At 62.0% G+C, this 25,715-nt stretch carries 23 protein-coding genes; 12 read left to right on the top strand and 11 right to left on the bottom strand.

What is annotated here, in order from left to right; all coding sequences use genetic code 11:
* Positions 1–15: 15 nt before the first annotated feature.
* The 7 genes from AB7933_RS31750 (at position 16) to AB7933_RS31720 (ending at position 7,247) form a co-directional block, all read left to right on the top strand.
* A complete protein-coding gene (locus tag AB7933_RS31750; protein WP_024077944.1) occupies positions 16–879 on the top strand; it encodes a LysR family transcriptional regulator in 864 nt (287 codons plus the stop codon).
* 144 nt (positions 880–1,023) lie between these two features.
* Entirely contained in the window at positions 1,024–2,088 is a 1,065-nt protein-coding gene (locus AB7933_RS31745) for a putative 2-aminoethylphosphonate ABC transporter ATP-binding protein (protein ID WP_024077943.1), read from the top strand.
* A 1-nt stretch (position 2,089) separates the two neighbouring features.
* On the top strand, positions 2,090–3,802 hold the full coding sequence (locus tag AB7933_RS31740) for a putative 2-aminoethylphosphonate ABC transporter permease subunit (protein WP_041161047.1): 1,713 nt from the start codon (positions 2,090–2,092) through the stop codon (positions 3,800–3,802).
* A gap of 22 nt (positions 3,803–3,824) precedes the next feature.
* Positions 3,825–4,850: a putative 2-aminoethylphosphonate ABC transporter substrate-binding protein gene (locus AB7933_RS31735; RefSeq protein WP_024077941.1), complete on the top strand. Its 1,026-nt coding sequence runs from the start codon at positions 3,825–3,827 to the stop codon at positions 4,848–4,850.
* Positions 4,851–4,923: 73 nt separating this feature from the next.
* Positions 4,924–6,057, top strand: a complete 1,134-nt coding sequence (locus AB7933_RS31730) for a TIGR03364 family FAD-dependent oxidoreductase (RefSeq protein ID WP_024077940.1) — start codon at positions 4,924–4,926, stop codon at positions 6,055–6,057.
* Positions 6,057–6,611, top strand: a complete 555-nt coding sequence (locus tag AB7933_RS31725) for a phosphonate degradation HD-domain oxygenase (RefSeq protein ID WP_041161315.1) — start codon at positions 6,057–6,059, stop codon at positions 6,609–6,611. The genes AB7933_RS31730 and AB7933_RS31725 overlap by 1 nt, the downstream gene beginning before the upstream one ends.
* Positions 6,612–6,704: 93 nt before the next feature.
* A complete protein-coding gene (locus AB7933_RS31720) occupies positions 6,705–7,247 on the top strand; it encodes a hypothetical protein (RefSeq protein WP_024077938.1) in 543 nt (180 codons plus the stop codon).
* 5 nt (positions 7,248–7,252) lie between these two features.
* Here the strand turns inward: AB7933_RS31720 and AB7933_RS31715 are convergent, their stop codons facing one another.
* Together AB7933_RS31715 and AB7933_RS31710 are read right to left on the bottom strand one after the other, a co-directional pair.
* The gene (locus AB7933_RS31715; RefSeq protein WP_024077937.1) at positions 7,253–8,620 is read right to left on the bottom strand and encodes a DUF3482 domain-containing protein; all 1,368 of its coding nucleotides are present in this window, start codon (positions 8,618–8,620) and stop codon (positions 7,253–7,255) included.
* Positions 8,613–9,992, bottom strand: a complete 1,380-nt coding sequence (locus AB7933_RS31710) for a DUF2868 domain-containing protein (RefSeq protein WP_024077936.1) — start codon at positions 9,990–9,992, stop codon at positions 8,613–8,615. The genes AB7933_RS31715 and AB7933_RS31710 overlap by 8 nt, the downstream gene beginning before the upstream one ends.
* Before the next feature lie 90 nt (positions 9,993–10,082).
* On the opposite strand from AB7933_RS31710, the gene AB7933_RS31705 reads away from it, so the two are divergent.
* Positions 10,083–10,595, top strand: coding sequence for a dihydrofolate reductase (locus tag AB7933_RS31705; RefSeq protein ID WP_024077935.1), 513 nt, complete (start codon positions 10,083–10,085; stop codon positions 10,593–10,595).
* A gap of 92 nt (positions 10,596–10,687) precedes the next feature.
* Here the strand turns inward: AB7933_RS31705 and AB7933_RS31700 are convergent, their stop codons facing one another.
* Positions 10,688–12,079, bottom strand: coding sequence for an L-cystine transporter (locus AB7933_RS31700; protein WP_024077934.1), 1,392 nt, complete (start codon positions 12,077–12,079; stop codon positions 10,688–10,690).
* Positions 12,080–12,320: 241 nt separating this feature from the next.
* On the opposite strand from AB7933_RS31700, the gene AB7933_RS31695 reads away from it, so the two are divergent.
* Positions 12,321–13,382, top strand: a complete 1,062-nt coding sequence (locus AB7933_RS31695) for a hypothetical protein (protein ID WP_024077933.1) — start codon at positions 12,321–12,323, stop codon at positions 13,380–13,382.
* Between the two features lie 128 nt (positions 13,383–13,510).
* On the opposite strand, the gene ilvD is transcribed toward AB7933_RS31695, so the two are convergent.
* From ilvD to AB7933_RS31680, 3 genes are all read right to left on the bottom strand, one after another.
* Positions 13,511–15,352, bottom strand: coding sequence for a dihydroxy-acid dehydratase (gene ilvD, locus AB7933_RS31690; protein WP_024077932.1), 1,842 nt, complete (start codon positions 15,350–15,352; stop codon positions 13,511–13,513).
* Between the two features lie 305 nt (positions 15,353–15,657).
* Positions 15,658–16,818 (bottom strand): MFS transporter, encoded by a 1,161-nt coding sequence (locus AB7933_RS31685; protein WP_024077931.1) that lies wholly within the window; start codon positions 16,816–16,818, stop codon positions 15,658–15,660.
* 225 nt (positions 16,819–17,043) lie between these two features.
* On the bottom strand, positions 17,044–18,240 hold the full coding sequence (locus AB7933_RS31680) for a class I SAM-dependent rRNA methyltransferase (RefSeq protein WP_015886370.1): 1,197 nt from the start codon (positions 18,238–18,240) through the stop codon (positions 17,044–17,046).
* Between the two features lie 133 nt (positions 18,241–18,373).
* On the opposite strand from AB7933_RS31680, the gene AB7933_RS31675 reads away from it, so the two are divergent.
* Positions 18,374–19,240 carry an HDOD domain-containing protein gene (locus AB7933_RS31675; RefSeq protein ID WP_024077930.1) on the top strand — a complete coding sequence of 289 codons (867 nt, stop codon included), beginning with the start codon at positions 18,374–18,376 and terminating at the stop codon, positions 19,238–19,240.
* Between the two features lie 21 nt (positions 19,241–19,261).
* A complete protein-coding gene (mutM, locus tag AB7933_RS31670; RefSeq protein ID WP_024077929.1) occupies positions 19,262–20,074 on the top strand; it encodes a bifunctional DNA-formamidopyrimidine glycosylase/DNA-(apurinic or apyrimidinic site) lyase in 813 nt (270 codons plus the stop codon).
* Positions 20,075–20,198: 124 nt separating this feature from the next.
* Here the strand turns inward: mutM and AB7933_RS31665 are convergent, their stop codons facing one another.
* From AB7933_RS31665 to AB7933_RS31645, 5 genes are all read right to left on the bottom strand, one after another.
* On the bottom strand, positions 20,199–20,450 hold the full coding sequence (locus AB7933_RS31665; RefSeq protein ID WP_010564414.1) for a YfhL family 4Fe-4S dicluster ferredoxin: 252 nt from the start codon (positions 20,448–20,450) through the stop codon (positions 20,199–20,201).
* Positions 20,451–20,633: 183 nt separating this feature from the next.
* Positions 20,634–21,113 (bottom strand): pantetheine-phosphate adenylyltransferase, encoded by a 480-nt coding sequence (gene coaD, locus AB7933_RS31660; protein WP_003176711.1) that lies wholly within the window; start codon positions 21,111–21,113, stop codon positions 20,634–20,636.
* A gap of 114 nt (positions 21,114–21,227) precedes the next feature.
* Positions 21,228–22,823: a GMC family oxidoreductase gene (locus tag AB7933_RS31655; RefSeq protein WP_024077928.1), complete on the bottom strand. Its 1,596-nt coding sequence runs from the start codon at positions 22,821–22,823 to the stop codon at positions 21,228–21,230.
* Between the two features lie 71 nt (positions 22,824–22,894).
* Positions 22,895–23,440: a hypothetical protein gene (locus AB7933_RS31650; RefSeq protein WP_024077927.1), complete on the bottom strand. Its 546-nt coding sequence runs from the start codon at positions 23,438–23,440 to the stop codon at positions 22,895–22,897.
* Positions 23,441–23,468: 28 nt separating this feature from the next.
* Complete coding sequence (locus tag AB7933_RS31645) at positions 23,469–24,896, bottom strand: coniferyl aldehyde dehydrogenase (RefSeq protein WP_024077926.1); 1,428 nt, start codon at positions 24,894–24,896, stop codon at positions 23,469–23,471.
* A gap of 146 nt (positions 24,897–25,042) precedes the next feature.
* Here AB7933_RS31645 and AB7933_RS31640 point away from each other — a divergent pair, with 146 nt between their 5' ends.
* The gene (locus tag AB7933_RS31640; protein ID WP_024077925.1) at positions 25,043–25,714 is read left to right on the top strand and encodes a TetR/AcrR family transcriptional regulator; all 672 of its coding nucleotides are present in this window, start codon (positions 25,043–25,045) and stop codon (positions 25,712–25,714) included.
* The last annotated feature ends 1 nt before the right edge of the window (position 25,715 follow it).

Below are 25,715 nucleotides of genomic sequence, written 5' to 3'. Positions count from 1 at the left end.
CGATGAGAGGGTGGTGTGCTGAGTGCCGAGCTGAAGGCGTTTTATCTGGTCGCCCGCCTGGGCAGCATCACCCAGGCGGCGAAAAAACTCGGCCTGAGCCAGCCCACCGTCACCACCCAGGTGCGCAACCTGGAGAGCCAATACGGCGTTGAGTTGTTCTACCGTGGCGGCCGCCGTCTCACCGTCAGCGACGAAGGCGCGCGCCTGTTGCCGATGGTCAAGACGCTGTTGCAGCAGGAAGCGGACATCGAGTTTTTCCTGCGCAACAGCGGTCAGGTCCAAGGGGCGCTGAGGATTGCCGCGACGGCGCCGTATTACATCCTCGACCTGGTCAAAGCCTTTCGCGAACGCCTGCCGCACGTGGAGGTGTCGGTGGAAATCGGCAACTCCCAGCAGGTGCTCGAGGCCCTGGACGATTACCGTGTAGACGTCGCTGCCTCCTCGCAATTGCTGGAAGACCCCCGTTTGATCCGCCGCGTATTGGGCACCGACCCCCTGGTGCTGGCGGTGCATCGCAACCATCCCCTGGCCAAACTGGATCATGTGCCGTTGACCGCGCTCGCTGGCCATACGCTGTTGATGCGTGAGGCGGGTTCTACCACGCGACGGCTGACGGAAGAGATGCTGCAAGGCGCCGGTGTGAGTTATGGGCCGCTGCTGGAAATCGGCAGTCGCGAGTCGATTCGCGAAGCAGTGCTGCGCAATATCGGCATCAGCATCATCGCCCGCCAGGAAGTGCCCCATGACCCGCAGTTACGGGTGCTGACCATCGAGCATGCACCGCAGATTCCGGAATATCTCTACTGCCTCAAGGAAAGAAAAGGCGCTCGGTTGCCGGCGGCGTTTTTGGGGTTGGCGCAGGAAATGTCGCCGATCTGAAGCCTTGCGGTAGACCAGGCAACCCATCTCTGAATGGCCTACCCAAATCCACCAATACCACTATCGCCATGTTTTGCCTTTCTGCCACACCAGGGACGCATTGGCTGCCTAGCATGGCCCTCATCCGTTTGATGAGGTGCCTCCATGAACACAGCCCTGAGCAACCCCGGCGCGCCAATGAAGGTGCGCGGTGTCCAGAAACGCTTCGGCGCCTTTACCGCGCTGGACAACGTGTCCCTGGACGTCGACGCCGGCGAGCTGGTGTGTCTGCTGGGCCCGTCGGGTTGCGGCAAGACCACCTTGCTGCGTTGCATCGCCGGCCTGGAGCGCCAGGACAGCGGTGAACTGTACCTGGGCAGCCGGGATGTTTCCCTGCTGCCGCCCCAGGCACGGGACTACGGCATTCTGTTCCAGTCCTACGCGTTGTTTCCCAACCTCAGCGTCGAAGCCAATATTGGCTACGGCCTTACCGGCAGCGGCCGTGATGAAGTGCGCCAGCGTGTCGGGCAGATGCTCGAACTGGTGGGCCTGCTCGGCAGTGAAAAGAAATACCCAGGCCAACTGTCCGGTGGCCAACAGCAGCGTGTCGCCCTGGCCCGTGCGCTGGCGCCAGCACCGTCGTTGCTGCTGCTGGACGAGCCGATGTCGGCCCTCGATGCCCGTGTCCGCGAGCATTTATGCACCGAGTTGCGCCAACTGCAACGGCGCCTGGGCATCACCACCCTGATGGTCACCCATAATCAGGATGAGGCCATGTTGATGGCCGACCGCATCGCCGTGATGAACAACGGCAAGGTCGAGCAATACGCCACGCCCCAGGAAATCTATGATCGCCCGGCCACGCCGTTCGTGGCCGAGTTTGTCGGCCAGGGCAATTGGCTGCCGTTCAGCCGCAACAGCGCGAGTCACGCGCAGGTCGGCGGGATGAACATGCGCCTGGCCGACGACGCGGGTGTGGCTTCCTCCGGCCGCCTGTTCTGCCGCCCGGAAGCGATCAGCGTCAACCCGCCGGTGCATGAAGAAAACCTGTTCCCGGCCAAGGTCCGCGAGATCACCTTCCTGGGTAACCGCTGCCGCATGAGCTTTGAACTGGAGCAGTTGCCTGGGCATCCGCTGTTGGCCGAGCTGGCCCCGGAAGCCATGCCACGCCTGGGCGCCCAGCACATCTGGGTCGCCTTGCCGCCGCGTAGCCTGCAGGTGTTTGCCTGAGATGGCCGTTGATATGAGCTTGCCGATACCGCGCCAGGTTTCCCGTGCGGAAACCGGCGACCGCCTTTTTGTGCTCGGCGGCAAACTGTTGTGGCTGTGCCTGCTGGGTGTCGCGGTCCTGCTACCGCTGTTGGCGATCTTCTGGCGTGGCTTCAGCAGCGAGGCGGGGCAGGGCGGTGGCCTGGTCGCTGCGCGAGAGCTGGTGAGCAGCGCCAACTTTCATTGGCTGTTGGGCAATAGCCTGAAAGTTTCCCTTAGCGTGGCGGCTATCGTCGTACCGCTGGCCTACCTGTTTGCCTACGCGCTGCAACGCACCCTGATTCCCGGCAAGGCCATCTGGCGTGGCCTGTCGTTACTGCCGTTGATGGCACCGTCGATGCTGCCGGGGATTGCGTTGGTGTACCTGTTTGGTAACCAGGGCCTGTTACGTGGCCTGCTCTCGGAGAATATCTACGGCTTCTGGGGCATTGTCCTCGGCGAAGTGATCTACACCTTCCCACATGCCTTGATGATCCTGTTGTCAGCGCTGTCATTGGCGGATGCGCGGTTATTCGACGCGGCATCGAGCATGGGCGCCAGCCCCGCCCGAGCATTTCGTAGCATCACCTGGCCGGCCACGCGCCAGGCGGTGTTCGCCGCGTTCTGCCTGGTGTTCACCTTGACCATCACCGACTTCGGCGTGCCCGTGGTGGTCGGCGGCGATTATCAGGTGTTGGCGCTGGAAGCCTACAAGGCGGTGGTGGGCCAGCAACAGTTCGGCCGCGGTGCGTTGATTGGCATGGTGTTGCTGCTGCCGGCGCTGTTCAGCTTTGGCGTGGACGCCTGGTTACGTCGTCGGCAGGGTGATTCGATGAGTGGCCGCGCCCAGGTGTTCCAACCCGCGCCATCGCGGCTGCGGGACGCCTGCTACCTGGCCATTGTGCTGGGGATGTGTGCCGTGTTGCTGCTGGTGTTCGGCATGGCGGTGTACTCCTCGCTGGTGAAGTTCTGGCCGTACAACCTGTCGCTGTCGCTCAACCACTACCAGTTCGAAGACACGGCCGGCGGCGGCTGGCTGGCCTATCGCAACAGCCTGACCCTGGCACTGTGCACCGCGTTGATCGGCAGCGTGCTGATCTTCACCGGCGCCTACCTGATGGAAAAGACCCAGGGCCAGAAGGGCCTCAACCTGGCGCTGCGCCTGCTCAGTTTTGTGCCGATGGCCGTGCCGGGCTTGGTGTTGGGCCTGGGTTATGTGTTCTTCTTCAACCTCAACGGCAACCCGCTGCATGTGTTCTACGGGACCATGACCTTGCTGGTGGTGTGCACCATCGCACACTACCTGACCACTGCCCAGATGACCGCGACCACTGCCCTGCGCCAGCTGGACGCCGAGTTCGAAGCCGCTGCGCTGTCCCTCAAGGCGCCGCTTTATCGCCACTACCTGCGGGTGACCGTGCCGATTTGCCTGCCGGCACTGCTGGATATCGTGCGCTACCTGTTTGTGTCGGCGATGACCACGGTGTCGGCGGCAATTTTTCTCTACAGCCCCGACACCATTCTCGCCGCCGTCGCCGTGCTGAACATGGACGACGCCGGCAACGTGGGCGGCGCGGCGGCCATGTCGACCCTGATCCTGTTCACTTCGGCCGCCGTCTCGCTGCTGCTGGCGTGGGCCTCACGCGGCCTGTTGCGTCGCTCCCAAGCCTGGCGTCAAACCGCGCCCGGTCAATAACCCTCGATAAAGGAAGTGCACCATGTTCAAGCCCCTGGCGCTGGCCGCTGCTGTACTCAGCGTATTCAGCCTGAATGCCTTTGCCGCGAAAACCGAGCTGACCGTGTACACGGCCCTCGAAGCCGAGCAGTTGAAGACCTACAAGCAGGCCTTCGAGAAGGCCAACCCGGATATCGATATCAAATGGGTGCGCGACTCCACCGGTATCATCACCGCCAAGCTGCTGGCCGAAAAAGCTCGCCCGCAAGCCGACGTAGTGTGGGGCCTGGCCGCGTCGAGCCTGGCGATTCTCGATCAGCAGGGCATGCTGGACAACTACGCGCCCAAGGACCTGGACAAGATCGGCAAGCACTACCGTGACGCCGCCAACCCACCGGCCTGGGTCGGCATGGATGTGTGGGCCGCGACCATTTGCTTCAACACTGTCGAAGCCGAGAAACAGGGCCTGACCAAGCCGGTGAGCTGGCAGGACCTGACCAAGCCCGAGTACAAGGGCAAGATCGTCATGCCCAACCCGGCCTCGTCCGGCACCGGCTTCCTGGATGTGAGCGCCTGGCTGCAAACCTTCGGCGAGAAGCAGGGCTGGCAGTACATGGACGACTTGCACCAGAACATCGGCCAATACGTTCACTCCGGCTCCAAGCCCTGCAAGCTGGCGGCTTCCGGTGAATTCCCGATTGGTATTTCCTTTGAGTACCCGGCCGTGCAGCTCAAGCGCCAGGGCGCACCGCTGGACATCATCCTGCCGAAGGAAGGCCTGGGCTGGGACATCGAAGCCACCGCCGTGATCAAGGGCTCCGCCCACGCCGATGCGGCGAAAAAACTCGCCGACTTCTCTGCCAGCCCCGCCGCGATGGACCTGTACAAAGAAAATTTTGCGGTCCTCGCCCAGCCTGGCATCGCCAAGCCGCAAACCGAACTGCCGGCCGACTACGAGCAGCGCCTGATCAAGAACGACTTTGGCTGGGCGTCGAAGAATCGCGACAGCATCTTGACCGAGTGGCGTAAGCGCTATGACGGCAAGTCGGAGAAGGTCGCGGGTCAGTAAGGCTTTCGTTAGGGCTACTGGCCTCATCGGGGGCAAGCCCCCGATAGCGGTCTTGAAAACAGGACATCACTCAATGACACACCACAGCGACCTGCTGATCGTCGGCGCCGGCATCCTCGGCCTGTCCCACGCCTACGCCGCTGCCAGGCGCGGGCTCAAGGTCAGGGTATTCGAGCGCAGCGCCACCCCGCTGGGCGCCTCCGTGCGCAACTTTGGCCAGGCGCTGGTCACTGGCCAACCACCGGGGCCGATGCTCGACCTGGCTCGGGAGAGCCGCGCGATCTGGGACCAATGGGCACAACTCGCCAGCCTGCAACTCAAGCGCAATGGTTCTTACCTGTTCGCGCGAACCGAAGCGGAAGAACATTTGCTGGAAGCCTTCTGTGCCGGCCGCGCGCAGGAGCACGGCTATCACGTCGAACTGCTGCAAGGCGCGGCAATGAAGGACCTGTACGGCGGCCAGTTCCGCCATCACCGCGCCGCGCTGCATGGCAAGGACGACCAGCAACTGTATTCGCGCGAAGCGATCCCGGCGCTGATCAACTACCTTCGCCGTGAACTGAAGGTGGAGTTTCACTTTTCCACCCTGGTGCGCGATGTGGAACCGGGCCAGTTGCACAGCACGGCCGGCAGCTTTCGTGGCGAGCAGATCATCGTGTGTTCCGGCCATGACTACCAAACCCTGCTGGCCGAGGCCATCGCCGAACTCAACCCGCAGATCTGCCGGCTGCAAATGCTGCGCGCCCGGCCTGCACTCAACCTTAACCTGCAACACGCCTTGCTCACCGGCCTCAGTTGCGTGCACTACGGTGCGTTTGCCGACTTGCCGGAAGCGGCGGCGGTACAGGCGCAGATCCTGCGGGAGGCACCGTACCTGCACGAACACGGCATCCACCTGCTGATCAGCCCGACGCTCCATGGTGAGCTGATCATCGGCGATTCCCATGATTACGGCAGCGATCCGTCGCCGTTCAACGCCGAACACGTGGATAACTGGTTGGTTGAGCTGGCCGAGCACACCTTGGGGTGCAGGATTCAGGTGGTGGAGCGCTGGCAGGGTGTCTATGGCTCGCGCGGGCCGGGACCGTTTTCATTCCTGCGTGCTGCTCCAGGGGTGAGCGCGGCGTTGATGCACACCGGTGTAGGCATGAGCGTGGGGCCGGCGATGGCCGAGCGAAATATCAGTGCGTTGTGGGGGGCGGCATGATGAACCCGGAACAGGCAATCGCCGAGGTGTTTGGCTTGTACGAGCAGCACGGCGCGGCGGATTACATCGGCGAGCCGGTGTCGCAGATCGAGCACATGTCCCAAGCCGCTCAGTTGGCCATGGCCGAGGGCTTTGATGATGAAGTGGTGTTGGCGGCGTTCTTCCACGATATCGGCCATCTCTGCGGCCAGGGCGGCGAGAACATGGGCGGTTATGGCGTGGCCAGCCATGAGCGGCTGGGCGCCGATTACCTGCGCCGCGTCGGTTTCAGCGAGCGCCTGGCGCGGCTGGTGGAATATCACGTCGAGGCCAAGCGCTACCTGACCTTCAGCCAGCCGGACTACTACGCCCGGTTGAGCGAAGCCAGCCGCCGCACGCTGGCGTATCAAGGCGGGGCAATGACGCCTGACGAAGCGCGGGCGTTCGAGCAAGACCCGCTCTACGCGATCAGTCTGCGTCTGCGCCACTGGGACGAACAGGCCAAGCAAGCGCAGGTGCCGGTGCTCGACCTGCAGCTACTCAAGGCCAAGGCCGCGCGGCTACTGGCTGCGTAGATTGGCCTTACGCCAAATGCAGATGCGCCGCCTAGAGCCCCTGAGGTCGGATCACTAAGGTGGCTTGCTTCTTCAATCCAAGGAGCAACGCTGATGCGCTACTTAAAAGTGACGGCCCAGGACATGAGCGGCAACGGTCGGGCAGACACCGTCATCCTGCACTTCTATGAGCAGCAGGCTGGCCGTCCCGATGAACTGATCCACGAGATCTTCGCCGTGGACATGAGCGCGGACGGTCGGGTCGACCTGCAATGGGCGGACGATCTGAACCCGGTCACCCGCCCCTGTCGGCTGGAAAAACAGCGGGTGGACACTTTCGCCGACTGCTTTTTGAAGTTGAACTGGTTCAATCGGCGCAGCCACTGGCAGCGCACGTTGACGCTGTACGTCGATCATTACGCCAAGGCCGGCACGCCCAACGCGGTCAAGCTGGAATTCCAAGAGCGCACGGCGTCGCAGTGCAAGGGTTCGCTGATCTACAAGGCGGCGGCCTATGACGGCGATGGCGACGGGGTGCTGGAATCGTTTACCAACAGTGACATCGACCGCGACGGTATTGCGGACAAGGTCGATAAAGAGCTGATCCGCACGTTATGCACGACCTTTCTGGGCTTTGAGTGGTACGCGCGTCAATAAGCCGGTCAGGCTTCATCGAGTCGGGCGGCCAGGGCTTCGACCTGCTCCTGACGCTCGGCCTGGCTCAATTTGGCGTTTGGGTTGAGGGACGACCATTGCGGGTGAGCGCGGGCCTTGTGCAAGGCTTCCGGCAGCTTGCCTTCACGCCAGGTCTTGTCCTGCGGCGTGTCGACCTTGATGCTGTGCATCGCCGCATGACCGCGCAGGTTAAGGGCCTTGAGCAACTGGCGTTGGCGCAGGGCGAGCAGGCGCAGCACGCTATCGTCGACGGTCAGCTCACGCTGGCCTTTGATTTTGCCCAGCAGTCGGCTGCCATAGCTGCGCGCGGTTTGCAGTGCGCCGCCGGCAATCGCGCCGGCCAGGGCGGCGGCGCCAAGCGTCAGGCCACCGACCAGCAGGTCCACACCGGCACCCGCGGCAGCGCCTGCGGCGATGCCACCTCCGACGCGCACGCCGAGTTGCTTGAGGGTTTCCGGGTTGAACAGGTCATCACCCCAGCGGCCGTCGAGCAAGGGCAGGTCGCTGGCGGCGGCATCCTGGGGGCGGAAGCCGAATAGTTTGAGCAGGGCTTCCACGCATTTTTGTTCGCGCTGGCGCACCGCTTTGCGCAGGTCACCGATGGCTTGCTGTTCGTCTTCGGTGACCACGCTGCGGCGGCAAGCGGCGCAGTCGATCAGCAATTCGGCAATCAACCGCGCAGCGCTTTGCTGACGAGCCTGGCGTTGGGCGTGTTGATCGAGAATCAGCCTTTCCAGTTGCGGCCGCGCGTTTTCCAGCAGCAGGGCAAGGCTTTCATACAAGCGCCGTTCGCCGTCTTCCGGCGGCGCCACGCTGTCAAAGCGCACCAGCGCATGCAGGCCTAGGCGGGCCAGGGCTTCGCGCCAGTCCGGCTCGCGGTGGTCGTTGCTGCTGACAAAGTTGAGTACGGGCAGCAGCGGTTTGCCGCAACTGGCCAGCACTTGCAGTTCATCGCGATACTTGGCCAGCACCGGCTCGCGGGCGTCGATCACATACAGGCCGGCGTCGGAGGCGAGCAACTGGCGCAGCACCTTGGCTTCCTGTTCGAACCGCTGGCGCGCTTCGCTGCCGTCCAGAAACCGCACCAGGCGTGCAGGGCCGTCCAGGCGTTCGCCGGGGCGTTCCAGGCGCTCCAGGTAGTCGAGCAGGGCGATGGCATCTTCCAGGCCGGGGGTGTCGTAAAGCTCCAGCAAGGCTTCGCCATCCACCGACAAACGCGCGCCTTCGACATGGCGTGTGGTGCTGGGGCGATGGGAGACTTCGCCGAAGCCGACGTCACGGGTCAGCGTGCGCAGCAGGGAGGTCTTGCCGACGTTGGTGTGGCCGACCACGGCGAGTTTCAGCGGTTTAGTCATGACCGGTCTCCAGCCAGTTCAGCGGCGCGCAATCGGCGAACGGTAGTTCAAGCTGTTGCAGCGCGGCGTGCCAGTCGCCCAGGCGCTCGGCATCCAGCGCCTGGCCGGGCGGGGCTTGCAGCAGCCACACCCGGGTAGCGCTGGCGCTGCGTGCCAGCTCGGCGATCAGCGCCAGGCTGCCGCGGTCCGGCGAGCGGCGTGGATCGCAGGCGATGGCCAGGCGCGCAGGTGGAAAGCGGGCGAGTTGTTCCAGCAGCTTGTTGCGCGATTCGCGGCTGTCGAGGATGCCGGCGTTCTTGACGCTGGAGGGCAGCTTGGGCGGCCAGGGGTGCTGGTCGTCCAGCTCGATGGCCACCAGCAGCGCGCCATCGCTTTCCAATTCACTGACGCCGCCGCTGACGTGGTGCAGCTGTTCGGGCGCGGCATCGTTGACCCCAAGGCGCTCGCTGCTCGGCATCAGGCGTTCGCGCAACTGGCTGTAGCCGGGCAGGTTGAGGTCCAGGCGCAGGGCGGCGCGCCCGCGTTTCCAGCGCCACAGGCACAGCAGGGCGAGGATCAAGCGGGGCATCAAGCCATAGACCAGCAGCACGCCCACCAGCCAGGCGGCCCAGGCTTGGCGGGCGCTTTCGATATTCAGCGCGGAATCGCCGCTGGCGCGGATCATGTCGACGGTTGGCACATTGAAGCCCAGCAGGGAGGGCAGGGTGCCGAGGGCCTGGGTGACGGCGACAAAGGTATCGGCGCCCAGAATGGTGGTTTCCCACACAAAGCCGTAGCGGCGGGTAGCGAGCAGCGTCAGCAGAATCACTAGGGCACTGAGCAGCGCCAACACCCACAGGCTGTTGACCAGCACACCGACCGCCCAGCGATTGAGTTTCTGTCGTTGCAGCAGCAGTAAAAGCGCTGGCGCCAGTTGTGCGGCCTTGGCGTCACGGGCGAGCTTTTCGCTGAGCCACAACCACAGTCGCCCAAGGCTGGCGCTGTGTTCGCCGGCAAACAGCAGGCCCAAAGCCCAGCTGATTAACAGGATCAGGTTTAAGCCGAGCAGGCTGCCCAGGGCCCAGAATACGTTCACCGGGATCAAGCCGTTACCCAGCGCGGCAAAGGCCAGGCCGGCACCGCTGATCACTGCGACTATTGCCAGCAGCAGCAGCGCCAGGCGCGCACCTTGCAGCCAGCGAGCAAGGGCGGCCGTCAGGCCATCGCGCTCGGCCAGGTGCAGAGCGCGCTGCTGGATGCGCGTCGGCAGATCGCCGCCGGCCGTGCGGGCCAGGCGGTTGGCTTCGAGGTCTTCCAAGGGGCCGGCGTGTTCTTCACGCAGGCGCACGGTTTCCGTCAGCCAGAGTGTGTGCAGGGGGGTCAGTGCAGTCACGCGCCGTCCTGTTGTGTTCGTGAGCCTGGAGCATAACCGCTGTGCACCTGGTTGGGGTACGCGGCGTGCTGCTCTGGTATTCTCGTCGCCATGAAAAAAACTCTCCCTTTAAGCCTGATCGCAGCCCTCGGTGAAAACCGTGTGATCGGCGTCGACAACAGCATGCCCTGGCATTTGCCGGGGGATTTCAAATATTTCAAGGCCACCACCCTGGGCAAGCCGATCATCATGGGGCGCAAGACCTGGGATTCCCTGGGCCGACCGCTGCCGGGGCGCTTGAACATTGTGGTCAGTCGTCAGACCGATCTGGTGCTTGAAGGTGCGGAAGTTTTTCCGTCACTCGATGCCGCCGTGGCGCGGGCTGAGGCCTGGGCGCTGGAGCAGGGCGTGGATGAGCTGATGCTGATCGGCGGCGCGCAGCTGTATGAGCAGGGGCTGGCGCAGGCGGATCGCCTGTATTTGACGCGGGTGGCGTTGAGCCCGGATGGGGATGCGTGGTTTCCGGAGTTTGATACGAACCAGTGGACGTTGGTCTCCAATCTGCCGAACCCAGCCGAAGGTGATAAGCCGGCTTACACCTTCGAAGTCTGGGAAAAAGTCTAAAAGCATCGGGGGCAAGCCCCCTCCCACATTCGACCGCATTCTCATGTTGGAACTCGATCAACTGTGGGAGGCTTGCCCCCGATGGCGGTCTATCAAGCCTGCGCTAATTCGGCATGCTCATCGGCATCCAACAACGCTTTATCCGTCTGCTGCATGATCTGGCTGGTAATCGCCCCCGCTGTCATCGAACCATTCACGTTCAACGCCGTGCGGCCCATGTCGATCAGCGGCTCCACGGAAATCAGCAGCGCCACCAGTGACACCGGCAAGCCCATGGCTGGCAATACGATCAGTGCGGCGAATGTCGCACCGCCACCCACGCCCGCCACACCGGCCGAGCTTAAGGTCACAATGGCCACCAGGGTCGCGATCCACAGCGGGTCCAGCGGGTTGATGCCCACGGTCGGCGCGACCATCACCGCCAACATGGCAGGGTACAGGCCGGCGCAGCCGTTCTGGCCGATGGTGGCGCCGAACGAGGCGGCGAAACCGGCGATGGAGTGCGGGATCCCCAGGCGACGGGTCTGCGCTTCGATGCTCAGCGGGATCGCCGCCGCGCTGGAGCGGCTGGTAAAGGCAAAGGTCAGCACCGGCCACACCTTGCGGAAGAAGCGCAGCGGGTTGATCCCGGCCAGCGACAGCAGCAGGCCATGCACCACGAACATCAGCCCCAGGGCCAGGTACGAGACCACGACAAAACTGCCGAGCTTGATGATGTCTTGCAGGTTGGAGCTGGCGACCACCTTGGTCATCAGCGCCAATACACCGTAGGGCGTCAGCTTCATCACCAGGCGCACCAGGCGCATCACCCAGGCTTGCAGGGTGTCGATGGCGTTGAGCACTTTCTGGCCTTTCTCCACGTCATCCTTGAGCAGTTGCAGCGCGGCAACCCCTAGGAATGCGGCGAAGATCACCACACTGATGATCGACGTCGGCTTGGCCCGCGCCAGGTCGGCGAACGGGTTGGCCGGCACGAATGAGAGCAGCAACTGCGGGATATTCAGGTCGGCGACCTTGCCCGCGTAATCGCTCTGGATGACTTGCAGGCGCGCCATTTCCTGGGTGCCGGCCACCAGGCCTTCGGCGGTGAGGCCGAACAGGTTGGTCAGGCCGATGCCGATCAGGGCTGCAATCGCCGTGGTGAACAGCAGCGTGCCGATGGTCAGGAAGCTGATCTTGCCCAGGGACGCGGCGTTATGCAGGCGCGCCACGGCACTGAGGATCGAGGCGAACACCAGCGGGATCACGATCATCTGCAGCAACTGCACATAACCATTGCCGACCAGGTCGAACCAGCCGATGGAGGCCTTGAGCACCGGGTTGCCGGCGCCATAAATGGCGTGCAGGGCCACACCGAACGCCACGCCCAGTACCAGGGCGAACAGAACCTTCTTGGCGAGGCTCCAGTGGGTGCGACGGGTTTGTGCCAGGCCCAATAGCAAGGCCACGAACACCAGTAAGTTGAGAATCAGGGGCAGATTCATTGAAGCTCCGTTGAGAAGGCAGCCAATCGCGTGAGCCTGCGATTGCGAACCGGGAAGCCTAACAGCTTGAAATATAATGATTTAATACCGATATGGAATGGCGTCTGTCGTTTTTGGAATAAGCGTTTGACGCTCAGGCACATGCCATTGGCGCAATCGCGATGGATGCGGTCGTGCTCGGGCGGTAACTGTCACAGAGATTTGTTAGCGTCGATGTCTTTCACTCAGGGAGACAACGCCTATGAAGCTCGTACCGAAACTACTGGTATCCGCCGCATTCTGCCTAGGCCTCGCCAGCCAGGCGTTCGCCGCCACCGAGTTGAAACACTGGCCGGCACCCGCCGCCAAGCAACTGGACGAAATGATCGCCGCCAATGCCAACAAAGGTAACTTTGCGGTGTTCGACATGGACAACACCAGCTATCGCTACGACCTCGAAGAGTCCCTGCTGCCCTACATGGAAAACAAGGGCCTGATCACCCGCGACACGCTCGACCCGTCGCTCAAGCTCATCCCGTTCAAAGACACCGCCGACCATAAGGAAAGCCTGTTCAGTTACTACTATCGCCTCTGCGAAGTGGACGACATGGTCTGCTACCCGTGGGTCGCCCAAGTGTTTGCAGGTTTTACCCTCAAGGAGCTCAAGGTTCAGGTCGATGAGTTGATGGCCTCCGGCAAGCCGGTACCGGTCAGCTACTTCGAAGGCGACGTGGTGAAGAACTCCGAAGTACAGCCGCCGAAAGTCTTCACCGGCCAGGCCGAGCTGTACAACAAACTGATGGAAAACGGCATCGAGGTGTACGTGATGACCGCTGCCTCGGAAGAGCTGGTGCGCATGGTCGCCGCCGATCCGAAGTACGGCTATAACGTCAAGCCCGAGAACGTCATCGGCGTGACCACCTTGCTCAAGGACCGCAAGACCGGCGAGCTGACCACGGCGCGCAAGCAGATCAGCGCCGGTAAATATGACGAGAAAGCCAACCTCGGCCTGGAACTGACCCCGTACCTGTGGACCCCCGCCACCTGGATGGCCGGCAAACACGCCGCAATCCTGACCTACATCGACGAATGGAAAAAACCAGTGATCGTCGGTGGCGATACCCCGACCAGCGACGGCTACATGCTGTTCCACGATGTGGACGTGGCCAAGGGCGGCATCCATCTGTGGGTCAACCGCAAGGACAAGTACATGACCCAGCTCAACGGCATGATCGCCAAGCACGCGGCAGCGCAGGCCAAGGAAGGGTTGCCGGTGACGGCGGACAAGAACTGGGTGATCGTCAAGCCTGACGAAATCCAGTAACGGGCCGAATGCGGTCAAAAATGTGGGAGGGGGCTTGCCCCCTCCCACAGTTGATCTTCAGTGTTTTGAAGAGTTGTTCCAGGCAAAAAAATGCCCCGCACTTGGCGGGGCATTTTTATGCGCGAGGCTTACAGGCCGTCGAGCATCGCCTTGTTACGCACCGCGCCTTTGTCGGCACTGGTGGCCAGCAGGGCATAGGCTTTCAGCGCCGTGGTGACTTTGCGCGGACGCTTCTCCACCGGTTTCCAGCCTTTCTTGTCCTGCTCGACCCGGCGCGCAGCCAGTTCTTCGTCGCTGATCAACAGGTTGATCGAACGGTTCGGAATGTCGATCAGCACCTTGTCGCCATCCTGCACCAGGCCGATCGCGCCGCCAGCAGCGGCTTCTGGCGAAGCGTGGCCGATGGACAGGCCCGAGGTGCCGCCGGAGAAGCGGCCGTCGGTCAGCAGGGCACAGGCTTTGCCCAGGCCCTTGGATTTCAGGTAGGACGTCGGGTAGAGCATCTCCTGCATACCCGGGCCGCCTTTCGGGCCTTCGTAGCGGATGATCACGATGTCGCCTTCCTTGACTTCGTCGGCGAGGATGCCGCGTACGGCGCTGTCCTGGCTTTCGAAGATCTTGGCGTTGCCTTCGAACACGTGGATCGACTCATCCACGCCGGCGGTTTTCACCACGCAGCCGTCCAGGGCGATGTTGCCGTACAGCACGGCCAGGCCGCCTTCTTTCGAATAGGCGTGCTCGACGCTGCGGATGCAGCCGTTTTCACGGTCGTCGTCGAGGGTGTCCCAGCGGGTCGACTGGCTGAACGCGGTCTGGGTCGGGATACCCGCCGGGCCGGCCTTGAAGAAGGTGTGCACGGCTTCGTCGTCCGTCAGGGTGATGTCCCACTTGGCGATGCCTTCGGCGAGGGACTTGCTGTGTACGGTCGGCAGGTCGGTGTGCAGCAGGCCGCCACGGGCCAGGGAGCCCAGGATGGAGAAGATCCCGCCGGCGCGGTGCACGTCTTCCATGTGGTACTTCTGGATGTTCGGCGCGACCTTGCACAGTTGCGGCACGTGGCGGGACAGACGGTCGATGTCGCGCAGGTCGAAATCGATCTCGGCTTCCTGGGCCGCGGCCAGCAAGTGCAGGATGGTGTTGGTGGAACCGCCCATGGCGATGTCCAGGGTCATGGCGTTTTCGAACGCCTTGAAGTTGGCGATATTGCGCGGCAATACCGACTCATCGTTCTCGCCGTAGTAACGCTTGCACAGCTCGACGATGGTGCGGCCGGCCTGCAGGAACAGTTGCTCGCGGTCGCTGTGGGTGGCCAGTGTCGAACCGTTGCCCGGCAAGGCCAGGCCCAGGGCTTCCACCAGGCAGTTCATCGAGTTGGCGGTGAACATGCCGGAGCACGAACCGCAGGTCGGGCAGGCGCTGCGCTCGTATTCCGCGACCTTCTCGTCAGAAGCGCTGGAATCGGCGGCGATGACCATGGCGTCGACCAGGTCGAGGCCGTGGGAGGCCAGCTTGGTCTTGCCGGCTTCCATCGGGCCGCCGGAGACGAAGATCACCGGCACATTCAGGCGCAGGGCGGCCATCAGCATGCCGGGGGTGATCTTGTCGCAGTTCGAGATGCAGACGATGGCGTCGGCGCAGTGGGCGTTGACCATGTACTCGACGGAATCGGCGATGATCTCGCGGCTCGGCAGCGAGTACAGCATGCCGTCATGGCCCATGGCGATGCCGTCGTCCACGGCGATGGTGTTGAATTCCTTGGCCACGCCGCCAGCGCGTTCGATCTCGCGGGCGACCAGCTGGCCCAGGTCCTTGAGGTGCACGTGACCCGGTACGAACTGGGTGAACGAGTTGGCAATCGCGATGATCGGCTTTTTGAAGTCGTCATCTTTCATCCCAGTGGCCCGCCACAGCGCGCGGGCGCCGGCCATGTTGCGACCGTGGGTGGATGTTTTCGAGCGGTAATCAGGCATTGGAGCACTCCGGGCGGCTAATCGGTATCAAAGGGGAGTGAGCTTCTATTGACGTCTGGAACACCCGAAAAATGGCACTGGTGTCCGGAAGTTGCCGCAAACGTGACGGGATCGCCGTGCGCATTGGCCTTGAGCTCATAAACCCGCCGGGGGATGACTGGCGATGAATAGGGCCGATTCTACACCGTCTTCCTGTAGGAGGGAGCTTGCTCGCGAAAAACGTCAACGATAACGCAGCGCTATCAGATGGCCCGAGTCGTCTATGAGTTTTTCGCGAGCGAGCTCGCTCCTACAGGGGGACAGTGTCAGTGTCCGACCCGCGCATTGGTCAGCCAACCCCACAGGCTGAAGATGATAAAGCTCACGGCAATCGTCATCAGCAAATGACTGCCGGTTTGCGCAAGCGCTGCGCTGCTGACGGCGGCGGTGAAGAACATGATGCTATTTCCTGCTGATGCTGCTGTGCCCGCGCTGCTTGAAAACAACAGCATCGCCGCCGAAATTGCGGCGGGACGAATCAGGGTGACCGCCAGTGCGCTGATCATCATCGGAATGAGCAGGGTCACTGTGGTAATGGCTTCAAAGATGATAATCAGCGCCAGCAGCACACCCGCGACCAGCAACAACCCAAGACCGATATTGATTTGCCGGGACAGCGCGATAAGTTTTTGCAGGTACGAGGCTGCCACTCCGCCGAGGAGATAAGCCGCGCCGTACACCATCAGCACCAGCGCGTACTGATATTCGGAAAGCTTCAGCGCATCCATGAAAATCAGCGGTGTCACGCTGATCAAGGCGAAGTAGCAGGCAAACACCAGGGCGGCGATCCACCAGTAGCGCAGGAAGTCGCGATTGGCCGCGACCGCCTTGAGCGTGCCTGGGATCGAGACGGGCGCGCTGTGAGGGCTGGCAGCCTTGGAAGGCAGGATGCAAAACGCATGGAGAAACATGCCCAATGCCATGAGTGCGAACGCATAGAAGCTCCCTTGCCAGTCGAAGGTGGTTTGCAGCCAGGAGCCGATCAGCGGTGACAAGGCGACAAACGAGCCGCTCAGGGTCATGTAATAGAGGCGCACCCGGACTCGGTCCTGTTCGTCGAACAGGTCTTCCACCAGTGCATGGCCCAATACAAAGAATCCACAGCCCATGGCCTGCACCGCGCGAAACAGCAGGAAGGTCAGGTAATTCGACGCCAGTGCGCAGCCTATTGCTCCGACAATCGACAACGTGATGCAGCCGAGCAGCACGTTCTTGCGCCCCCATTTATCCGAAAGCGGACCGGTGACCAGTTGAGAGATGGAAAAGACCAGGGTGAACAGGCTGATGGACAGCGCGATGTCTGCGCTGGGCGTGTCAAACCGGGTTGCCAGCGCGGGGAAAGAGGGCAGTAGGATGTTGATAGGGAAGAAGCTGATCAGTGAAATGCAGGTGATGAGGATAAAGCGGGAGAGGGTGGGCCCAGACATTGTTTTTGTTTTCCGGAGTAAAACCAGAAACCGATACTAGTCTGCGAAAGATGGAATTCAATCAAATCTATTGTGCGAAGCGTCCCGTATTGGTGTACGCCGCCCCTGTAGGAGCGAGCTTGCTCGCGAAAAGCGTCAACGATAACGCAGCGCTATCAGGTAGCCCGCGTCGTCTATGGGGTCTTCGCGAGCAAGCTCGCTCCTACAGGGGGACGGTTTCGGTATTTAGCTATTGGGCAACAACCGGCACGTAATGCTCTTGATATAGCGCGTCTCGACAATCGCCGGATGCACCGGGTGATCCGGACCCTGGCCGCCGCGTTCGAGCATCTGGATGTTACGGTCCAGGTGGCGGGCGCTGGTCAGCAGGATGTTTTGCAGGTCGTCTTCCGGCAGGTGCATGGAGCATGAGGCGCTGACGAGGATGCCGTCCTTGCTGAGCAGGCGCATGGCTTGCTCGTTGAGGCGGCGGTAGGCGCCTTCGCCGTTTTTCATGTCTTTTTTGCGTTTGATGAAGGCCGGCGGGTCGGCGACGATCACGTCGAAGCGTTCTTCGCTGGCTTTGAGTTCCTTCAGGGCTTCGAAGACGTCGCCTTCGATGCAGGTCATTTTCTCGGCGACACCGTTCAGCGCGGCGTTGCGCTCGACGCCGTCGAGGGCGAAGGCCGAGGCGTCGACGCAGAACACTTCACTGGCGCCAAAGGCCGCGGCTTGCACGCCCCAGCCGCCGATGTAGCTGTACAGGTCGAGTACACGTTTGCCTTTGGCATACGGCGCCAGGCGCGCGCGGTTCATGCGATGGTCGTAGAACCAGCCGGTTTTCTGGCCCTGGATCACCGGGGCTTCGAATTTCACGCCGTTTTCTTCCAGTGCCACCCACTCCGGCACCAGGCCGAATACGGTCTCGACGTAGCGGTTGAGGCCTTCGGCATCGCGCGCGGCGGAGTCATTCTTGAACAGGATGCCGCTCGGCTTGAGCACTTGGGTCAATGCGGCGATCACGTCTTCTTTATGGGCTTCCATGGTCGCCGAGGCGATCTGTACCACCAGGATGTCGCCGAAACGGTCGACCACCAGGCCTGGCAACAGGTCGGAATCGCCGTAGACCAGGCGGTAGAACGGCTTGTCGAACAGGCGGTCGCGCAGGGACAGGGCGACGTTGAGGCGGTGCACCAGCAGCGATTTGTCCAGGGGCAACTTGATGTCACGCGACAGCAGGCGTGCGCAGATCAGGTTGTTCGGGCTCATGGCCACGATGCCCAGGGTCTTGCCGCCGGCCGCTTCCAGGATGGCCTGGTCGCCTGCCTGGAAGCCGTGAAGAGGTGTGGCGGCCACGTCGATTTCGTTGCTGTAGACCCACAGGTGGCCGTTGCGCAAACGACGATCGGCGTTGGCTTTGAGACGCAGGCTTGGCAGGGACATGACGTCGCTCCGGAAAAAAGAGCGGGAGTATACCGTGTTGTGTAGGAAATGGCCGGGCTGCCGGATGTGCGGGAAGGTGTCGGCGCGCCGTGGATAAGGGTTAGAATCTCCGCCTAGCCCAGAGTATGCACTTATGTCCCCAGAGCTTTCCGCCGAACAGATCCAACAGGCCTTGCAAGGCATCAGCGTACCGCCTCAGCCGCAAATCATGGTGGATTTGCAGATGGAGCAGTACATGCCCGATCCGGACCTGGAAGTGATTGCGCGGCTGATTTCCCAGGATCCAGGCCTTTCCGGTGCGCTGTTGAAGATCGTCAACTCGTCGTATTACGGCTTGAGCAACAAGATCGCTTCGATCCAGCGCGCGGTTAACCTGTTGGGGAGCCGTTCGATCATCAACCTGATCAACGCATTGTCGATCAAAGGCGAGATGAGCGACGACACCATCGTTACGCTCAACCGTTTTTGGGACACCGCCCAGGATGTGGCGATGACCTGCCTGACCCTGGCCAAGCGCACCGGTTCCCAGGCAGTCGACGAGGCTTATGCCTTGGGCCTGTTCCACGACTGCGGCGTGCCGTTGATGCTCAAGCGCTTCCCCGACTACATGGCGGTGCTCGAAGAGGCCTACGCCAACGCCGGCGCCGATTGCCGGGTAGTCGACACCGAGAACAATGCGTTCAACACCAACCACGCCGTGGTCGGCTACTACACGGCCAAGTCCTGGCGCCTGCCGGAACATGTGACCGATGCCATCGCCAACCACCACAATGCCCTGGCGATCTTCAGCGATGAGTCGTCGCGCAATCCGCAGCTGAAAAACCTGCTGGCGATCCTGAAAATGGCCGAGCACATCTGCTCGTCCTACCGCGTGTTGGGCAACCAGGCGGAGGACCATGAGTGGAACGCCATTGGCCACCTGGTGCTGGACTACGTGGGCCTGTCGGACTACGACTTCGAAAGCATGAAGCTGTCGATCCGCGAGCTGGGCGCGCACTGATCCCCCCTTCAAGAGGTCCACATGCCCGAGTTACCTGAAGTCGAAACCACCCGGCGCGGGATCGCGCCGCACCTGGAAGGCCAGCGGGTCAGCCGCGTCGTGGTGCGCGAACGGCGCCTGCGCTGGCCGATCCCGGAAGACCTGGATGTGCGCCTGTCCGGGCAGCGCATCGTGCTGGTGGAACGACGGGCCAAGTACCTGTTGATCAACGCCGAAGTGGGCACCTTGATCAGCCACCTGGGCATGTCCGGTAACCTGCGCTTGGTGGAGGTCGGCATGCCGGCGGCCAAGCATGAGCATGTGGACATCGAGCTTGAATCCGGCCTGGCCCTGCGTTACACCGACCCTCGGCGTTTCGGCGCAATGCTCTGGAGCCAGGACCCGCATAACCACGAACTGCTGCTGCGCCTGGGGCCGGAGCCGTTGACCGAGCTGTTCGACGGTGAGCGTTTGTTTCAACTGTCTCGCGGCAAGTCGATGGCGGTGAAACCGTTCATCATGGACAACGCGGTGGTGGTCGGCGTGGGCAATATCTATGCGACTGAGGCGTTGTTTGCGGCGGGGATTGATCCGCGTCGCGCCGCCGGCGGCATTTCACGCGGGCGTTATTTGAAGCTGGCGATCGAGATCAAGCGCATTCTGGCGGCGGCGATCGAGCGTGGCGGCACCACGTTGCGCGACTTTATCGGCGGTGACGGGCAGCCGGGGTATTTCCAGCAGGAATTGTTCGTCTACGGCCGGGGTGGCGAGGCGTGCAAGGTCTGTGGGAGCGAATTGCGCAACGTGGTGCTGGGGCAACGGGCGAGTGTGTTTTGCCCCAAGTGCCAGAGTTGATTGCGGTGTAAAGGCTGATATCGCTATCGGGGGCAAGCCCTCTCCCACATTTTGAGGGTATTCACAAATCAAAGTGTGGGAGGGGGCTTGCCCCCGATGAGGTCCTTACAGGCACTAAAGAAGCTCAAGCCTTACCGGTAATCTTCCGGTACTTCTCCATCAACTGCGCTTCAGTCTCGGGGTGTGCCTCATCCAGCGGAATGCAATCCACCGGGCACACCTGCTGGCACTGGGGTTCGTCGTAGTGGCCGACGCACTGGGTGCACAGGTTGGGGTCGATCACATAGATCTCTTCGCCTTGTGAAATCGCAGCGTTCGGGCACTCAGGTTCGCAGACGTCGCAGTTGATGCAATCGTCGGTGATGATCAGGGACATGGAAACTCCTGCCAGGGCTGTCAGCCAAGGCATCTGAAAACGAATGCGCGCAATTGTGCCGCATTGGCGCCCGCAGTGCGAGTGCACATGACCTGTGGCCGTCCGGCATGTCGTGTAGAAGACTACTTTGTTGCTGTGGCAAGCCCGCTCGCCACAGTCAAACCCGGCTTGCCAATAAGAGCATTACTTCTTGAAGCGCAGCGTCAGTGCATCCGCCACGGCCGGGTGGACGAACTTGGTGATATCCCCGCCCAATGCGGCGATTTCACGGACCAGCGTCGAGGAAATGAACGAATAACGTTCCGACGGCGTGAGGAACAGGCTTTCCACGTCCGGCGCCAGTTGGCGATTCATGTTGGCCAGCTGGAATTCGTATTCGAAGTCCGACACCGCACGCAAGCCGCGCAGGAACACATTGGCGTTCTGCTCCTTGGCGAAGTGCGCCAGCAACGTCGAGAAGCCCACCACTTCAACGTTAGGCAGGTGTTTGGTGACCTCACGCGCCAGCTCCACGCGCTGTTCCAGGGGAAACAGCGGGTTTTTCTTGGGGCTGGCCGCGACCGCGATGATCACGTGGTCGAACAAGCGTGAGGCACGTTCGACCAGATCGCCATGGCCTTTGGTAATCGGGTCGAAGGTACCTGGGTACAACACTCGGTTCATCGCGTCGTCCTGGCGGAGTCCGTTGGGGAACCGGATGGTATCGCAGCCATCCCGGTCGGCCAAGTCAACTTATGCAGAAGAAAGCACTATAGACACCCCGAATACCGGCTTTTTTCATGCTGTTTTCAGACGTTCGGCCAATGCCGACGCCAGTTGCGCGGTCAATCCATACACCGACAACTGCGGGTTGGCGCCAATGCTCGTGGGGAACAGCGAGCCATCGTGGATCGACAGATTGCGCAGCTGGTGATGGCGACCGAGGCTGTCGGCCACGGCATTTTTCGGGTCTTCGCCCATGGCGCAACCGCCCATCACATGGGCGCTGCCCAGGCAGGTGCGGTGCAATTCCAGGTTAAGGCCGTCGATCAGGCTACGGGCTTCGGCCAGGGTCTTCACATACTGCGCATCGTGATGCAGCGGCTTGACCGACTTGGCACCTGCCGCGAACTGGATCTCGGCCATGCTGTGGAAGGCGCGGCGCAGGCCGTCCCAGGCGTAGTCCGACACCTGATAGTCGAGCACCGGCGTACCGTCACCGCGCAATTCCACGCTGCCACCGGGGCTATCGGGATGGAAACCGTCGCGCAGCAAGGCGAGCATGGCGTGAGTGTGGGGCAACTGGCTCATGTCCAGGGCGTTCTGGGTGCCGTAGCCGCCGAGCAGGGTGCTGGCCAGCGCCGGGTGCAGCGGCGGTGCTTCGAGCTTGTAGGACATTTTGCCGGTGGTGCCGTCCTGCCATTGGAAGTGGTCGGAATAGATCGACTGTGGCGCACCGTAGAAGGGGTTGATCACCTCACCGAACAGCCCCGCGGAGAAATTCACCAAGTGCAAAAACGTACGCTTGCCCAGCCGTGAATGCGGGTCAGGGGCGTTCGAGCGCATCAGCAGCGCCGGACTATTGATGCCGCCACCCGCGAGTACGTAATGCTTGGCCTTGACCGTGATCTTGCGCCCGGTGGGGGCCACGCAGCGTTCGTCCATGGCCACGCATTCCAGGCTGCTGATCGTGTCGCCGCTGTATCTCAGGCGCTCGGCGCGGGCCAGGTAGAGCAGTTCACCACCTTTCTCCAGGGTGGAGGGAATGGTGGTCACCAGCATCGACTGCTTGGCATTGACCGGGCAGCCCATGCCGCAATACCCCAGGTTGAAACAGCCGCGCACGTTGCGCGGGATCACATGCCAGCTGTAGCCGAGCTTCTCGCAACCTTTGCGGATCACATCGTTATTGGCGTTGGGCGGCATGGCCCAGGGTGCGATGCCCAGGCGCTGCTCCATCTTTTCGAACCACGGCGCCATCTCGGCACTGCTGTGGCCCCTGACCGCGTATTCGCTGGCCCAGTGGGCGAGGGTGGCGTCCGGGGTGCGAAAACTCGAGGTCCAGTTGATCAACGTCGTGCCGCCCACTGCCCGGCCTTGCAGGATGGTAATGGCGCCATCCTTACTCATGCGACCGATGCCCTCTTGGTACAGGCTGGCGTAAGCCTCATCTTCGAGCAGCTTGAAATCGCTGCTGGTCTTGAGCGGGCCTTCTTCGATCAGCAGCACTTTGTAGCCGGCGGCGCTGAGGATCTCAGCGGTGGTGCCGCCGCCGGCACCGCTGCCGATGATTGCGACGTCGGCGTCCAGGGTCAGGTCGTTGTCCAGGGCGGCGCCGTTGTGGGTTTTCCAGCCACGGGCCAGGCCGTCGCGAAACAAATCGGGTACGGGCATAGAGGGGCACTCTTGTTTTTATGCGTTAAAGGCTAGGACGTTGCCGTCAATGTGGGCGCCGGAGAACACGGCTAGATCTTCGGTGGCCCGGGGTAACCGCAATGTGCCCAGGACGCCGGTCGGAAGTACCAGGCCATGATCACCAGCTTGAGCAGCGAGCCCTGGCCCATGCGCAGCAGGTTCAGGTAGCTGTTTTCCCAGCGGTGCAGGAAGTTGCGGATTTGCTCGCTGCTGGCGTTTTCCCAACTGCCCCAGATGCCGGTCAGTGGGCCACGGGTGATGCCCATGCCGAGCACGTCGAACAACTGCTCGGTCAGCTTGAACATCTCCGGCGACAGGTGTTGCAGGCTGTAGTCGAGCTTTTTCAGCGTGTCTTCAATCCCGTTGGCGACTTCCTGGGCGCTGGCCACGCCTTCCAGCAGGACCGGGATCACCGCGCGCAGAAATGGCAAATCACTGGCACGCAGCATGGCGAAGCCGCTGGCCGGGGTGCTGCTGGAGCAGCCGCTGAGGCTGGCGCCCAGCCCGGCGGTGGCCAGGAAGGCACTGGCGCACAGGCCGATTTTCAAGACGCCGCGCCGCGACAGCGCGGGTGAATCAGTCAGGCTAGGGTTCATTGTTATTGTTATCCCGAGGGTGGCGGTATCAGCGAACGAACAGCTTCTGGATCAACTTCTGGATCGATTTGCCGTAGGGCGGGTAGATCAGCTTTGCCGCATTGAGGCGCTGTTTCACCAGTACCCCCTTGGCCTTGCTGAACGTGAGAAAACCTTCATGGCCATGGTAATGGCCCATGCCTGAAGGGCCGATCCCGCCAAAGGGCATGTCGTCCTGGGCGACGTGCAGCAGGGTGTCGTTCAGGCACACGCCACCGGAGTGGGTTTCGTGGAGCACGCGGTTCTGTTCGCGCTTGTTGTAGCCGAAGTAATACAGGGCCAGTGGGCGAGGGTGTTGGTTGATGTAGGCAAACGCTTGGTCGAGGCCGCGATAAGGCACGATCGGCAGCACAGGGCCGAAGATTTCATCCTGCATCACGGTCATGTCGTCACTGACATTCAACAGCAGGCTGTGGGCCATGCGCCGTGCCTGGTTCTGCTCGTACAGCGGGATCAGGGTGGCCCCCTTGTCGGTGGCGTCCTTTACGTAAGCATTCAGCCGGGCCAATTGCCGCTCGTTGATGATGGCGGTGTAGTCCGGGTTGTCGGCCAAGGTCGGATAAAACCCGCGAATCGCCTGGCTGTAAGCCTCGACAAAACCCTCGACGCGATCTTCCGGAACCAGCACGTAGTCCGGTGCCACACAGGTTTGCCCGGCATTCAGGGCCTTGCCGAACGCGATACGTTCGGCGGCGTCCTTGAGCGGCACATCCGCCGAGACGATGGCCGGCGACTTGCCGCCCAGCTCCAGCGTCACCGGCGTGAGGTGTTCGGCTGCGGCGCGCATCACATGCTTGCCAATGCTGGTGGCACCCGTGAACAGCAGGTGGTCGAAGCGCAGCCTGGAAAACGCCATGCCCACGTCGGCCTCGCCCAGCACCACACACACCAGGTCTTCAGGGAAGATCTTCGCCAGCAGGGTCTTGAGCAGCGCGCCGGTAGCGGGGGTGGACTCGCTCAGCTTGAGCATTACCCGGTTACCGGCCGCCAGGGCGCCGACCAGCGGGCCGATGGCCAGGTACAGCGGGTAGTTCCAGGGCACAATCACCCCGACCACGCCCAGCGGTTGGTAGATAACTTTGGCTGACGCGGGTTGGAAGGCTATACCTACAGCGCGGCGGGAAGGTTTCATCCAGCCCTTGAGGTGTTTACTGGCGTAGTGAATACCATGCAGGCTGGGCATCAGCTCGGCGAACAGGGTTTCGTCTGCGCTGCGGTGGCTGAAGTCCTGGCTGATCGCGTTGATCAGCGCCTGACGTTCGTCGCTGAGCAACTCGCGCAGGGCCTTGAGCCATTGCTGGCGTTGCGCGGCCGGCGGCATCGGGTTGGCCACATAGGCGCGACGCTGGGCATCGAACAAGCCCTGGAGTTGGTCCAGTGCCTGGGAATCCTGGAGGTAGGCAACGTTGGCAGACATGGCGCAGTTCCCGATTGTTATAGGTCTGCCTGGATTTTTAGAGTCATTACTCTAAATTGTCAAATAACATTGCAGTAACATCCGGATTTATCCCAATCAGGATAGGCCGTAAGATGCCCGATCACGTGTACAGAAGCTGATCCCCTATGGCACCACGAGTAAAGACCAGCGAGCGCATTGTGCAAACCAGCCTGGAGCTTTTTAACCAGCAGGGCGAGCGTAGTGTCAGCACCAACCATATCGCCGCCCATATGGAAATTTCGCCGGGCAACCTGTACTACCACTTCCCCAACAAGCAAGCGATCATCGCCGTGCTGTTTCGCGAATATGAAGCGTTGGTCGACAGCTTCCTGCGCCCGCCCCAGGGGCGTGCAATGGTCGTGGAGGATAAGCGTTTCTACCTGCAGGCCGTATTAGCCGGGATGTGGCACTACCGCTTCCTGCATCGCGACCTTGAACACTTGCTGGAAAGCGACCCGGAACTGGCCACCGGCTACCGGCGGTTTTCCCAGCGTTGCCTGATCCAGGGCGGCGCCATCTACCAGGGGTTTGTCGACGCCGGCATCCTTAATATGAACCCGGTGCAGACCGAAGCCCTGACCCTCAATGCCTGGATCATCCTCACCTCTTGGGTGCGTTTCTTGTGCACCACCAACGAAAATTCCACGCATTTGAGCGCCGAGGCAATCAAGCGCGGTGTGTACCAGGTGCTGGTGCTGGAGGCGGGGTTTGTCACGCCCCAGGCCAAAGAGGCGGTGGATGCATTGTTCAAAGAGTTTTACGTGCCGCTGAACCAGGCACTGGAAGAAGTGAAGTAGA

The sequence above is a fragment of the Pseudomonas gorinensis genome, assembly GCF_042015035.1.
Lineage (GTDB): Bacteria > Pseudomonadota > Gammaproteobacteria > Pseudomonadales > Pseudomonadaceae > Aquipseudomonas > Aquipseudomonas gorinensis.
The sequence above is the reverse complement of the archived record's forward strand: the minus strand, read 5'-3'. Positions and strand labels throughout refer to the sequence as shown.

What these genes read in the sequence shown, in the direction of transcription:
- AB7933_RS31745 (WP_024077943.1), top strand. Translation starts at nt 1,024, where the DNA reads ATGAACACAGCCCTGAGCAACCCCGGCGCGCCAATGAAGGTGCGCGGT.
- AB7933_RS31740 (WP_041161047.1), top strand. Translation starts at nt 2,090, where the DNA reads ATGGCCGTTGATATGAGCTTGCCGATACCGCGCCAGGTTTCCCGTGCG.
- AB7933_RS31735 (WP_024077941.1), top strand. Translation starts at nt 3,825, where the DNA reads ATGTTCAAGCCCCTGGCGCTGGCCGCTGCTGTACTCAGCGTATTCAGC.
- AB7933_RS31730 (WP_024077940.1), top strand. Translation starts at nt 4,924, where the DNA reads ATGACACACCACAGCGACCTGCTGATCGTCGGCGCCGGCATCCTCGGC.
- AB7933_RS31725 (WP_041161315.1), top strand. Translation starts at nt 6,057, where the DNA reads ATGAACCCGGAACAGGCAATCGCCGAGGTGTTTGGCTTGTACGAGCAG.
- AB7933_RS31720 (WP_024077938.1), top strand. Translation starts at nt 6,705, where the DNA reads ATGCGCTACTTAAAAGTGACGGCCCAGGACATGAGCGGCAACGGTCGG.
- AB7933_RS31715 (WP_024077937.1), bottom strand. Translation starts at nt 8,620, where the DNA reads ATGACTAAACCGCTGAAACTCGCCGTGGTCGGCCACACCAACGTCGGC.
- AB7933_RS31705 (WP_024077935.1), top strand. Translation starts at nt 10,083, where the DNA reads ATGAAAAAAACTCTCCCTTTAAGCCTGATCGCAGCCCTCGGTGAAAAC.
- AB7933_RS31700 (WP_024077934.1), bottom strand. Translation starts at nt 12,079, where the DNA reads ATGAATCTGCCCCTGATTCTCAACTTACTGGTGTTCGTGGCCTTGCTA.
- AB7933_RS31695 (WP_024077933.1), top strand. Translation starts at nt 12,321, where the DNA reads ATGAAGCTCGTACCGAAACTACTGGTATCCGCCGCATTCTGCCTAGGC.
- ilvD (WP_024077932.1), bottom strand. Translation starts at nt 15,352, where the DNA reads ATGCCTGATTACCGCTCGAAAACATCCACCCACGGTCGCAACATGGCC.
- AB7933_RS31685 (WP_024077931.1), bottom strand. Translation starts at nt 16,818, where the DNA reads ATGTCTGGGCCCACCCTCTCCCGCTTTATCCTCATCACCTGCATTTCA.
- AB7933_RS31680 (WP_015886370.1), bottom strand. Translation starts at nt 18,240, where the DNA reads ATGTCCCTGCCAAGCCTGCGTCTCAAAGCCAACGCCGATCGTCGTTTG.
- AB7933_RS31675 (WP_024077930.1), top strand. Translation starts at nt 18,374, where the DNA reads ATGTCCCCAGAGCTTTCCGCCGAACAGATCCAACAGGCCTTGCAAGGC.
- mutM (WP_024077929.1), top strand. Translation starts at nt 19,262, where the DNA reads ATGCCCGAGTTACCTGAAGTCGAAACCACCCGGCGCGGGATCGCGCCG.
- AB7933_RS31665 (WP_010564414.1), bottom strand. Translation starts at nt 20,450, where the DNA reads ATGTCCCTGATCATCACCGACGATTGCATCAACTGCGACGTCTGCGAA.
- coaD (WP_003176711.1), bottom strand. Translation starts at nt 21,113, where the DNA reads ATGAACCGAGTGTTGTACCCAGGTACCTTCGACCCGATTACCAAAGGC.
- AB7933_RS31655 (WP_024077928.1), bottom strand. Translation starts at nt 22,823, where the DNA reads ATGCCCGTACCCGATTTGTTTCGCGACGGCCTGGCCCGTGGCTGGAAA.
- AB7933_RS31650 (WP_024077927.1), bottom strand. Translation starts at nt 23,440, where the DNA reads ATGAACCCTAGCCTGACTGATTCACCCGCGCTGTCGCGGCGCGGCGTC.
- AB7933_RS31645 (WP_024077926.1), bottom strand. Translation starts at nt 24,896, where the DNA reads ATGTCTGCCAACGTTGCCTACCTCCAGGATTCCCAGGCACTGGACCAA.
- AB7933_RS31640 (WP_024077925.1), top strand. Translation starts at nt 25,043, where the DNA reads ATGGCACCACGAGTAAAGACCAGCGAGCGCATTGTGCAAACCAGCCTG.